General features: G+C 44.7%; 10 protein-coding genes and 1 tRNA gene. 2 read left to right on the forward strand and 9 right to left on the reverse strand.

Annotation, left to right across the window (positions count from 1 at the left end; all coding sequences use genetic code 11):
* Positions 1–31: 31 nt before the first annotated feature.
* The 4 genes from CPZ25_RS05255 to CPZ25_RS05270 form a co-directional block, all read right to left on the reverse strand.
* Positions 32–3,061, reverse strand: coding sequence for a bifunctional diguanylate cyclase/phosphodiesterase (locus CPZ25_RS05255; protein WP_243129346.1), 3,030 nt, complete (start codon positions 3,059–3,061; stop codon positions 32–34).
* Positions 3,062–3,079: 18 nt separating this feature from the next.
* Complete coding sequence (locus CPZ25_RS05260; RefSeq protein ID WP_096919621.1) at positions 3,080–4,519, reverse strand: extracellular solute-binding protein; 1,440 nt, start codon at positions 4,517–4,519, stop codon at positions 3,080–3,082.
* A 157-nt stretch (positions 4,520–4,676) separates the two neighbouring features.
* Positions 4,677–4,753 (reverse strand) — tRNA-Arg (locus tag CPZ25_RS05265).
* A gap of 181 nt (positions 4,754–4,934) precedes the next feature.
* Complete coding sequence (locus CPZ25_RS05270; protein WP_058694167.1) at positions 4,935–5,384, reverse strand: OsmC family protein; 450 nt, start codon at positions 5,382–5,384, stop codon at positions 4,935–4,937.
* Between the two features lie 139 nt (positions 5,385–5,523).
* On the opposite strand from CPZ25_RS05270, the gene CPZ25_RS05275 reads away from it, so the two are divergent.
* Positions 5,524–6,180, forward strand: a complete 657-nt coding sequence (locus tag CPZ25_RS05275) for a Crp/Fnr family transcriptional regulator (RefSeq protein WP_058694166.1) — start codon at positions 5,524–5,526, stop codon at positions 6,178–6,180.
* 83 nt (positions 6,181–6,263) lie between these two features.
* Here the strand turns inward: CPZ25_RS05275 and CPZ25_RS05280 are convergent, their stop codons facing one another.
* The 5 genes from CPZ25_RS05280 to CPZ25_RS05300 all read right to left on the reverse strand — a co-directional run bounded on the left by CPZ25_RS05280 (position 6,264) and on the right by CPZ25_RS05300 (position 10,990).
* Entirely contained in the window at positions 6,264–7,217 is a 954-nt protein-coding gene (locus CPZ25_RS05280) for an SPFH domain-containing protein (RefSeq protein ID WP_038351343.1), read from the reverse strand.
* A gap of 11 nt (positions 7,218–7,228) precedes the next feature.
* Positions 7,229–7,678, reverse strand: a complete 450-nt coding sequence (locus CPZ25_RS05285; RefSeq protein WP_096919620.1) for an NfeD family protein — start codon at positions 7,676–7,678, stop codon at positions 7,229–7,231.
* A gap of 113 nt (positions 7,679–7,791) precedes the next feature.
* Positions 7,792–8,955 carry a CdaR family transcriptional regulator gene (locus tag CPZ25_RS05290; protein WP_096919619.1) on the reverse strand — a complete coding sequence of 388 codons (1,164 nt, stop codon included), beginning with the start codon at positions 8,953–8,955 and terminating at the stop codon, positions 7,792–7,794.
* 18 nt (positions 8,956–8,973) lie between these two features.
* Complete coding sequence (locus CPZ25_RS05295; RefSeq protein ID WP_096919618.1) at positions 8,974–10,104, reverse strand: glycerate kinase; 1,131 nt, start codon at positions 10,102–10,104, stop codon at positions 8,974–8,976.
* 76 nt (positions 10,105–10,180) lie between these two features.
* On the reverse strand, positions 10,181–10,990 hold the full coding sequence (locus tag CPZ25_RS05300) for an alpha/beta fold hydrolase (protein WP_013380924.1): 810 nt from the start codon (positions 10,988–10,990) through the stop codon (positions 10,181–10,183).
* Between the two features lie 213 nt (positions 10,991–11,203).
* On the opposite strand from CPZ25_RS05300, the gene CPZ25_RS05305 reads away from it, so the two are divergent.
* A complete protein-coding gene (locus tag CPZ25_RS05305; protein ID WP_058694162.1) occupies positions 11,204–11,665 on the forward strand; it encodes a hypothetical protein in 462 nt (153 codons plus the stop codon).
* Positions 11,666–12,137: the final 472 nt, after the last annotated feature.

Here is a 12,137-nt window from a genome sequence, read left to right on the forward strand (position 1 = left end):
AAAACCCGGATATCGATTCCGGGTTTTCTTTTTATCTTTCATTTCTAACGTCTTTGTTTAAACGCAGGATTTCTGCCACCTGTTCATCTGTCAGCTTCTGTGGCTGTATATTTGGTCTGCCCAGATAGTAGCCCTGAACATAATCCACACCAAAGCGGATCAATGCGTGCAGCTCACTGGCGGTTTCCACCCCTTCGGCAATAATCTTAATTTTTCTTTCCTTAAAATAGGTTACCAGGTTTTGCAGCAGCTTTTGCCGGTTAATATCCTCATCAATATTCTGAACAATCGACATATCAATCTTTACATAATCCGGCGTCATAAACAGCAGATTCGCGTCACTGTTATAGCCTGTTCCAAAATCATCCAGAGCTAAGCCGGCTCCCCAGTTTCTTATATAGCGCTGTTTTTTACGCGTGAAGCTTTCATTTGTACGTTCTTCCTCTGTCAGCTCGACAACGACCTGTCCCAGAATGGGCTGGTAAAGCTGTTCCAGCTCTTCCATCTCATCGCTGGAGAGCAGCTGGTTGGAAATGGAGTTGATAAACATCCGCGCGCCGCCAAAGGCTTCCCGATTTTCTTTGAGTGCCTTCAGGCTGTTAAACCAGGTCAGCCACTCGATCTGATGAAGCTTGGACTGTGACTTGGCAAGCGCCAGGATTTCCATCGGAGTTCTCAGCGTCGAGAGTCTGGAGCGCATGAGTGCCTCATAACCGATAATCTGCCCATCGTGTATATCAACGATCGGCTGAAAATGGTAATCAACCAGATTGCCGTCAATAAATTTGTTCAACTCCTCTTTGTTTTCAAGCAGATAGGCGTTTTCGCTGTAACTCTTGGAGTCAAACTCGCAAAACTCGCCCTTGACAGAGTTTTTAATCTGGTACATGGCAAAGTCAGCATATTTTAAAAGCGCTTCATAGGAGCATGAATCATCCGGGTACCAGGCCACACCGCCGGAGGCTCTTATCTTGAGATCCGGGTCATTCAGCAGCGGAAAAGCTGTGTTCAAAAGCCTCTGCCGGATCTCTGATATGATCGGGCGTATCTGATCCTTGCTGTCATAGCCATAAATCAGGGCATAAAACTCATCGCCGGATATTCTCGCGAAAATCGCGTTGGCAGATGCAAACTGTTTGAGGATGTTAGCTGTGCTGCGTATATACTCATCCCCAAAATCATGACCATAGGTATCGTTAATGTATTTCAGGTTATCCAAGTCAAGCATGAGAACCGCTGCAGTTTTAAGCGTTTCAGGCGCCTCAAACCGCTCATTCAGCGCGGCATAGAAAGCCCGCCGGTTCAGCAGATTGGTCAGAATATCATAATCACGTTCATGCTCTATTTTCAACCGTTCCAGCGTCTCAATCGTCACATCCCGGATGACGCCGAGAATGTTCATATCGTCCTCTACCAGCTTAATTTCAATCCACTTGCTCTGCTTGTTCTGGTCCATAATTTCAATAACCGTCACATTTGTCTGAGGGTCAAAATCCTGGTTCAGGATTTTAAGGCCAAGCATGATGGTTTCGAAGTCTTCTCTGTCCAGACCATCAGCTGGCTTTTTCGCATGGGTTATATTCAGCATCTTGAAAAAGCTGTCCGTGCAGTAGACCTCCTCAGTCACCTTATTAATTTCAAAAGCGGCAATCGGTATTCCTGCAATGGCGATAATGCGCGAGAGCTTAGAAGCAGAACTGGCCACATCCTGGCTCAGGGTCTCAATGGCTCCGGCCAGCTCATCAATCTCTGTAATATTTGTTTTGTCAAGATTTACCGGCATCCTCGGGTTACTTTTTTTAACCTGCTGTACCAGCGTTGTAATGGGCTTGGTAAAATGGATACCAGCGAGCAGAATCCCGATCAGTCCAATGGCAAGAGAAATAACCAGCGCAATCATAACCATCCGCATGACCATATCCGAAAAGGCAAACAGGCTTTTATTGGTTGTCACACCGACAAGGGCCCATTTATCTCCCGAAAAGGGCGTATTGCTGTTGTACAGATTCAGGTACTGAACCGCGCCGAGCGCATCCTCTGTGATCCGCTCATTCTTTTTTATACCATAGATATTTTTGTAATAGGGATCGTCTTCAAAGGTTGTATGGTCGGCATTTCCGGCAAGCCGCTTATAGGCTGTCCCGGTCGTCACCACATTTTGAAAGCTTCCGTCATGATTGGCGTCCACCGCCAGAAGATAGGAGGCATTTTTATTGGAATCCAGCTCCGTATTCGGAAGGATCTTCTGAAGATAATCCGTTGAAATTTCAACGCCCAGCACCCCGTAAATCGTTCCATCGTTTGTTCTCAGCGGTACCGAATAGGTGATCACATCACTTTCGTCTGAATTCAGCTTAAAAGGATGACTCCAGTAAGCAAGGTCTGAATAGGCAAGCTCGGGGTTCTTGGCCGCGGCCTCAAGCGGCTTGTAATAAAAAGCCGACGTCTCCGGGTCATCCCCCGAGAAGTTCAGCAGCGGCGCCCAGCCCGTTGCCATGGTCACATTCGTGGCCTTTGTGACATCGACTGGCGCCCGCTCCAGTGAAAGGTCTGAATTGTCCACAACGTCATTCCCCGGGTCTGAATCCCGGATGTACAGGGAGGTCTTCTGCGCAGACTGCCCAGGCTCCAGTTCATAATTTGTGTCATTGCCTGTCAAAACAATAAAGGCGCCTGTCACAAAATTTTTTCGGAGCAGATAAATCAGATTTCGGGTATTTGAAGAAATGATGGCTTCGGGCAGTGCTGGGTTTGTACCCATATCCTGCACCGAAGCATTTTTTTCCTTCAGCACACTTTCGACAGTGCTGTTGATGCTCTTAACCGACTCATCCACATTGGACCAGCGTTGAATCATTTCATTCTCAAGGTAATTTTTCCGGTTAATGACTCTTTCGTTGAGGATGTCCAAGGCGTTGTTATTTAATTGTTCAATTGTTCCACCCCACAGGATGACAAAGGAAAATAGAATTGTCTGTATCACCATGACAATGATCATTGGAGTGAAAATTTTTCGAATAATGGACCGGTTACCCCAGTCCAAAAATTTATGCTTTGCCATTGAACACCTCGTCGAGCATTATTTTTGAGTTTCTTCCAGTTCTTTTTTCAGGTTTTCATACCATTGATTGAAATTTTCATCGGTATTATAGGCTGCAACGGCGGCCTCCTTAGCTGTTCCGGAGGTAACGGCGGCTTTTACAGCTTCTGCATCAGCTATGGCTTTCTTTTTCATTGAAGCCTCGAGAATATTACGGGCATTCGTACCGCCTTCAAAGGCTTTGTTGGTGTATAGCTCATTATTATTGGTAATATCCACAGCTACCGGAAGGGTTTTAGCCAGATTATCCGAAATAGCGTTGCCACCGGCTTCTTCCATTGCCGTCTCAAGCATTTCACGGGTGTTCGCTTCTTTCTTTACAGGCAGATAGCCAGAAGTGATTGAAAAGTCAATGTTTCTCTTCGCCTCGGTCAGCCATTTAAGGAAAACAGTCGATGCATATTCCTTGCGCTCATCCGATTTAACGACGACCATACCGGCCCCCTGTTGTACCGCTACCTTTTCGCCGTCCTTAAATTCCGGCGCCTGCATTACCACTGTTTCGATCGGATAGCTCTCGGTATCGCTGACGGTTACCTTAGAAGGATAATAGGTCGCACCGGAGGACGAGCCAACCAGTGCAATAATATCACCGGTTTTGGCGTCATCAGAAGCAAAGCGCCCGTAGGAAGCAAAATACCCGTTAATAAAAGGTATATAATAGTTGTCCCAAAGCTTGCGCATCACATCCTTATCCAGATTAAAGGTCACCTCTCCGTTTTTGACCTCGAAAATTTCCACGCCCAGCTGCTTAGAACCAATGATCATATAATTTGCCATGGCGTCACGGTTAAAGAAGGCTTTACCGCCAGACCAGTCATAATATTTTTTAGCTGTATCGGTCAATCCCTCAATTGTATTTAAACTGTCCAGTGAAGCGCCTGTGGCAGAAGCAAACTTGTCCCAGTCTGTCTTGTTAATCATCATGACTTCCATTGACTTGGCAAAGGGGAAAATTTTCAGGTTTTCCTCACTGTCAAAACGCCCCTCTTCAATATAGCTCGGGATGTACTCCTCAATTTCCTTTTTAGTCAGATAACTATCCAGTGAAGCGACCATTCCAAGCTTGTCGACCTGGTACGCCGTATCTGCGTAGCCGGCAAAAATATCCGGCACCTCATCCGCACCAACCTTTTTATTGGCGGATGCCAGCACCGCGTCGGTCAGCTCGTTGACGTTCCCCTTATTAAAAGCTTCAACGGTAATCCCCTTTTCCATACCCACGGTATCGTTAAACTCTGCTACCATTTCGTCAAAGGCCTCTTTTTGCGGACCGTTGTAATAATGCCATACTTCAAGTGACACCGGATCATCAGGGCTCAGCTTGACCTTTGTCGCCGGTGATGCGCTGCACCCCGCCAGTGTAACCGATAAAACAAGCAGCGTGGCAAGTGAAAAAATGCCAATTTTCTTTTTCATACTTCTCTCCCTTTTCATTCAAGTATATTATAATGATTATATACCATAACAGACAAATTAGCCAGCTTAAAATAAAGTTCAGCTATTAATAAAATTCATAGTATAAAAAAAGCTTGATTTCTTTGTTAGAGATCAAGCTTTGAAAACACATATTATATGGTGCGCCCGATTGGATTCGAACCAACGGCACATGGCTTCGGAGACCATTGCTCTATCCACCTGAGCTACGGGCGCATTTGCTACTGGTCTATTATACTATAAAGAAAATAAAATGCAAATACATTTTTCAAAAAACTATGGGCAAATAGAAAACATGCAGTCCTTATTATAAAACAGCGCGGCATTATTATCGATCATTTTACCAAATCAAACACTTTTTTACCAAAATAAAAAGCCAGCTTTCACTGGCCTTCTATTATTCCTGATGCACCACCACACCCGTTCTTACCAATTTTACCGGATTTTCCAGGCAATCGCCTACCGGACAGCGTGATTCGATAAAATCTGCCAGTTTTTCAGCTTTTTTCTGCGATGCGTCGGTTGTCATATGCATGGTAAAACGAATTTCGGAAAAGCCGTTTCGCACCTCTTTATTCAACCCCATAAAGCCGTCTGGATCCAGGTCGCCCTCCAGTTCAACATAAAAGTCCTTTAAATCAATGTGCATGGCCCCTGCAAAAGCATATGCGCAGATGGTCTGACAGGCACCCAGCGCGCTCAATACTGCTTCCACAGGATTTAAACCTTTATTGGTTCCGCCCAGATCTTCTGGTTCATCCAGTAGAATTTTAAAATTCCGCGCTGTTGTCTCAACCTGTAAGCCTTCCGGTAATTTTTTTGCTGTCGCTTTGAATATCGTGTTCATTGAAAACCTCCTCATTTTTTTACTATTATATCTCACTAAAGGCTCTGTGTCGGTGACAAAGTCACTGAGGCACTTTATGGCTAACTTTAGAATAAACTGTTATAATGAATTTACTAAAATTAATAACCGGAGGTTCACTATGTCTGAATCTATTTCCTTTCTTCCTTTCTGGGATGCCCTGACCGATTCAGAAAAGGCCGCCATCAACCATAGTATTTTTATCCAGAAATATAAAAAAGGGACTGTGGTCCATCAATACAGCGGCAATTGTATCGGTCTCAATATTCTTCAAAAGGGACGCGCGCGTATTTTTATCACCTCACCCGAAGGGGATGAGATCACCTTATGCCGCCTGCTTGAAGGAGAGGTCTGTATTCTCAGTGCCGCCTGCATGATTCACAATCTGAATTTTGATATTGATATCGCCTATGAGGAGGATACTGAAAGCTGTATCATTCCAAAAGATATTTTTAAGGCCATCAGCGACACAAACCCAAGCGTGAAGGATTTTACGCTCGGCATGGTCGCCAACAATTTTTCCATTATCATGGAACGGTTTAATCAGTTTGCCTTCTCCAGTATGCGCAACCGATTATCCAATGCCCTTTTAGAACACTACCGTCTGGAAAAAAGCAGAACCCTCCATTTAACGCATGATGCGCTGGCCCGGGATTTAGGAACTGCCCGCGAGGTCGTAACCCGTCTGCTCAACCAATTTCAGGCCGAAGGGCTCGTTCAGCTCTCCCGCGGAGAAATTACGCTTCTGGACCCGGAATCTCTTTGTTTAAGCTCTTAGATATCTATTTATACTATTATTTTCGCATTTAAAAAGCCGGCTTTTCTGCCGGCTTTTCTCTCTATTAACTTTTTGCCTCTTTATTATTTTTGACGAGGCGCAATTTTAGGCTTGCTGTCATCCTCTACCAGTGTTTTCAGAGAGGCGGCTAGCCCTGCAAGGCCCTGTATCTCTGATGGAATAATGATCTTCGTCGCTTTTCCATCAGCTGCCCTTTCAAAAGCCTCCAGGCTTTTGATGGCGATGACCTCTTTAATCGGCTCGGCCTCGTTCATCATCTTAACCCCTTCAGCCGTTGCTTTCTGCACCTTAAGGATCGCTTCTGCTTCCCCTTCGGCACGGCGTATCTGGGCTTCCTTATCTGCCTCGGCTTCCAGAATCGCCGCTTCCTTTTGAGCCTGGGCCTGTAGAATCAGCGCTTCTTTTTCACCCTCTGCTACGAGCACCGCGCTTTTCTTTTCGCCCTCTGCCTGAAGAATTTTTTCACGTCTTTCACGCTCTGCCTTCATCTGGCGTTCCATGGCGTTTTGAATTTCAGTCGGCGGCATGATATTTTTCAGCTCGACGCGGTTAATCTTAATCCCCCAGGGGTCAGTTGCTTCGTCAAGGATGATCCGCATCTGCGAATTGATGGTATCTCTGGAAGTCAGGGTCTGATCCAGCTCCAGATCCCCAATAATATTACGAAGGGTCGTGGCCGTCAGGTTTTCAATGGCGCGCATCGGATGATCAACGCCATACATATAAAATTTAGGATCTGTCACCTGCATATAGATTACTGTGTCAATCTGCATCGTAACATTATCCTTGGTAATAACCGGCTGTGGTGGAAAATCCGCAACGCTTTCCTTCAGGCTGATCCTTTTAGAAATTTTATCAATAATTGGAATTGCCATATGAAAGCCAGTTTCCCATGTCGCATGATAAGCGCCCAAACGCTCAATGACATAGGCGTGTGCCTGCGGCACAATCCGGGTATTGAGCACCACCAGCACCACTACCACAATAATCAGGATTAATAAAAAAATAAAACCCATTTTGTCCTCCTTTAAAGTTTGTACTTACGGACCATGGCTTTAACACCCTCGATCCGCTCTACCAGCACTTCGGAACCGGCCGGCAGAATATCGTTATCCACCACACTGCGGGCTGTCCATATCTTACCGTCTACCTCAATGCTCCCGGTACCGTGCAGATTATCAATTTCCTCCAGAACAATGGCTCTGAAACCAACGATCCGGTCCGCATTGGTTTTTGATTCCTTTGGCCTGATAAATCGTTTGATAAAAGGCCGGGTCAACAAAAGCAGAATAAGGGAGACACCGATAAAGAGACCTGTCTGCAGGCCAACTCCGCCACCTGCCAGCGCGCAAATCAAGGCCGCGCCGGAGCCAAAGCAAAACCAAATGGAAACCAGAGCACCCACAGTTAAAATCTCTGCTATCAAAAATATAACAAGCAGTACAATCCAGACTGTGACCATACTGATACCTTCCATATGAACGCCTCCTTTCCCTTATGTTGAAACCATTATAACCTAATTTACGACGAATTAACAGCTTCTTTTAAAAGCTTTACATTTTCTTTATATTTTAGGAGGATTTTTGATGTTTATTCTTTTATTTGTTCAAGATACCGGCAGATGATCAGCCGTATTAGCAGCAAATCGTTCATATTTCCTTTTGGGTCTATCCCCAGGCACTGGTCTACCTTCTTTTTCCTGAAAATAACCGTATTTTTGTGTAAAAACAACTCACTGGCTGTCTGCTCATATCGAAAGCCGTTTTCCATGAGATGCTTCATGGTCCATACCGCGTCCATTACGCCCTTTCCAAAAGAATCTTCCATCAATCTGATATAGGGATCTAAAATTCTTTCCCGGGCCTCATTCTCCATTTGGTTATAAAAGCCTTCAATTAAGTGACGGTGGCTGAAAAACAATGCTGTATCCTGCGGAAGTGAAACACTGTGGTACATTGCCGCAGCATCCTCATAAGATTTTCGATAGCCATTGATCCCCGTGTGATAGCCCCCGATAAAAAACTGAATGGCCCGCTGGTCCTCCTTGTCCAGATGTTCTAAAATATGCTCCTGATAATTTCTCAACGTCTGTTCAATTCTCCAGGGCTCAGCTTGATCCAGCCTTTTAAAAACCAAGATATATCCGGCGGACATTACCACAGAAAGGTCCTGCTTCGAATGGCTTTTTGAACGCTTTATGCGGTCCAGAAGCCTTTCATACCCGCCTGTGTTTGGTCTGGCTTTTATGGAAATGATGCAGGCAACCCTTGGCAGCTCCATATTATAACCCATTCGCTGCCCCCAACGCTTCATCTCCTCTGATGACATACCAGGGCTGTCACTGAGCAGCATTGTCACAAAAAGCTCCTTATCGTTTCGATGACGGTAAAACTGGTTCATGGATTCTTCCTGTTCGATGATCAGTTCAGCCGTCATTTTCACCAGTTTTCCAATATTGCGGACTTCGTCAGGTTTCCCGGTAATCCCCACAGCACCCAGCACTTTCCCATCTTTGCTGACAATGGGCATATTGATACCAGGCTTTACCCCCTGTAGCCGGGCGGCGTCCTCCTCAGTCACTTCATAAATAGCGCAGTCCCGAATTGTCTGCATGGCTGTTTCGTGAAAGGTGCCAATACGCTCAACGATGCCGCTGCCGATAATAATCGCGTTTTTATTCATGACATTTATATTATAGCCCAGGCTGTTCATTACCTCATCCGCTATCTTCTGAGCCGTTTTTGAATCGAGCATTACTTTTTATCCCCTTTTTTAATTAAAAGCCTGAACCAGCCTGAACAGATTTCGAGCCGTATTTGACAAATTCTCTTCTGTATGGGCCATTTGCCATTCAAGTCCTTCGCCGCTCTTCCAGGTTGAGAAAGCAGCGGTCAGTCCTTTTCCGTACAACGGTTCGTAGCCTTTCTCCAGAGCTCCGGATAGAGCTACAACCGGTATTCCTTGAGCCGCGGCCCTTCCAGAAACACCGCACAATACTTTGCCCATCGCGCTCTGCTCATCGGTTCTTCCTTCCCCGGTTACAACAAGGTCTGCCCCCTGCAGATGCCGGTCAAATTCCAGGACATCCAGCACGATTTCAAGCCCCGGTCTCAGCGCTGCCCCCATAAACGCCACAAAGGGCAAGGCCAATCCTCCAGCAGCACCAATTCCAGGCAGATCACGAAATTTTTCTCCCCTTTGCCCGGCGATGAGCCTTTCAAAATGGTCTAATCCCCTGTCCAGCCGGCTGACCGTTTCATCATCCGCGCCTTTTTGAGGACCATAGATTGCAGCAGAGCCTAATGCGCCGCAAAGAGGATTAACCACATCACAGGCAATGGTAATCTTTATTTTCTGCCAGCGTCTGTCAACAGATGAAAAATCAATGGTGACTATCTTCTCCAGACCTTTACCCGATAAGGGCACTTCCTGACCCTTATCATCCAGAAACTGTGCACCAAGGGCCGCCGCCGCGCCAATTCCCCCATCGGTTGTCGCGCTTCCGCCAATGCCCAGAATTATTTCCCTGCATCCTCTTTCCAGCGCGTCCAGCATCAATTCGCCAGTACCGTAGGTCGTTGTCTCCATGGGATTCCTTTTTTCCTCTGGAACCAGCGGGAGCCCTGATGCGGCGGCCATCTCAATCACTGCGGCGCCGCCTTCTAATATTCCATATTCAGCGTTAATTTCTTCAAACAAAGGGCCCTTTACCCTTTTAGTAATTCTCTCTCCCCCTGTTACAGCCAGCAGACTGTCAACCATTCCTTCTCCGCCGTCGGATACCGGAAGCTCTATAATTTCTGCCGATTCAAATACTTCTTCGGCTTCCCTGCCTACCACCTTACAAAAAGCTTCGGCAGAAAGTGATCCTTTAAATGAATCTGGCGCTATGATAATTTTCATTTTATCCTCCTGACAATTTTTCCTAAAAAAGAAAAATAACATGGAAATTTTCTTCCATGTTATTTTATCAAAATTTTTATGCTTCTACAAATTCCAGCAATGTCTGATTAAATTTATCTGGTTCTTCCCAGAAAAGCATGTGGCCGGATTCTTCAAAAAATACGGTTTTCGCATTTGGAATCACTTCGCCGACATAGGCGCTTCCCTGCCAGTCAAAAACATTGCTGTGGCGCGCCACGCACACCAGCGTAGGCATATCGATAAAAGGAAGGAAGTCGCGCCAGTCCAGATTGGTATGGTCACGCATAACTTCGATTCTTACATAGGGCGGACATTTTGAGATTTCATCCGCAATAAATTTCACCTCTTCATCCGATGGCGTATGGTGCAGGCAGGCAGTTGCCAGCCCCTCTGCACTCTCTCTCGGGGCATATTTAATATCGTAGCAGGTACGAATAAACATTTCCACATCATAACAGCCGTTCTGTCCCCAAACCCAATCCGGGCCTGTATACTGAAGCGGCGCCTGGTCGACACACACCAGCTTGCTGATACGATGTTTTCCAAAGAGCTCGATATAGCTCCACAGAATAGCAGCTCCCATGGACCATCCCAAAACCGTTACATCCTCAACGTCCAGATGATCCAGAAGATTTTTTACGTCCATCGCATAACGTGAAATACGGTGGCTATGCATAACTTTTTCAGATTCTCCGTGTCCTCTGTAATCCAGGAGAATAACCTGACATTTTTCTGCCAGCACATCACTGTTCTTTTTAAAAAACTGTGTGGTACAGGTCCATCCCGGAATCATTAAGACCGGTTTTCCTTCGCCTTTGACCTCGTAATAAAGCTCAACATTATCGTTTGTTTTAAATGTTGCCATTTGCATACCTCCTGCTAACTTTCCATTTAATTGTTTTTATTGTAAACCTTTTTCACGCACAATACAATAGGGTTCAAGTACAGAAAAAACATTCCTCCATTGTACAATAGTACAATCGCTCTCTTTTTAGAGGTCAAAAAACAGTCTTCCCGCTTTACTCATCTGTGATATAATACTATAATAATAAACTTGTTATAACTGGAGGAATAAACAATGGGTGTATATAATGGCACTGGTTACTTTATCAGCGCAGAAGATTTAAACCAAGTAAAGATTTCTGACATCGAGGCGCAATACCCAAAGGTCCGTGATATTTTTTTAAAGGAAAACAAAAATTCGTTTTCCCTAGAAGAGGACTCCTTTCTAAAACTGCTGCAGGCCAGCGGTCTGGCGACAGAACAGCCGATTATCCAATACGGCGACTCCGTCTACTTTACAGGGATTTTCAAAAAACACCTCGACGAGAAGGATATTCAACCGGAAAGCGGCGATTATGAAATGGTCGAAAAGCTTTTAAAAGAAGATGGATATGATTATGCTGTCAGCAACGAAAGCGAGCTGACGCCTTCCCTTGAGACATTGAATGTTATTCTCAAAGCATTTGGGCTGATCGGTTGTCATGACGTTCTTGAAACCTACTGGTTTTTAATGCCATACACCGGAGACGGCCAATAAAAAACAAAGCAGGAAACTTTAGGGGGAAGGTTTCCTGCTTTGTTTTTGAAAGATTATTTAATAAGGGGTTTGAGGAGATCAAACTAATTTATAATCTAAGGGGAGGATTATTTAGTTTAATATGTAATTCGTTCTATATTTTAATTTATCAAATATTGGAGGGAGATTGTAAGATTATTTGGAAGCTTTTAAAGCCTTTTCCATCATTTCTTTTAATGGGTTGTAGTACATCATTTCTTTTCACCTCTTTCAAGTTTAGTTATATTTCAGATGATAATTTTAGGGAAATTATCATTTTCTGATCTTTAAATATATTTACCCAGTTTTAATTACTTAACACTTTTCAATGCTTTTTCTCTTAATTCTTTTAATGGATTATAGGAGTATAATTTTTCATTCTTGTCTTGGGCTGTTCCTTTAACTTGATTATATTCTAATCTCTAGAGTGCACTCTAGGTCAAGCGTTTTTGTT

It is taken from the genome of Eubacterium maltosivorans (assembly GCF_002441855.2).
Lineage (GTDB): Bacteria > Bacillota > Clostridia > Eubacteriales > Eubacteriaceae > Eubacterium > Eubacterium maltosivorans.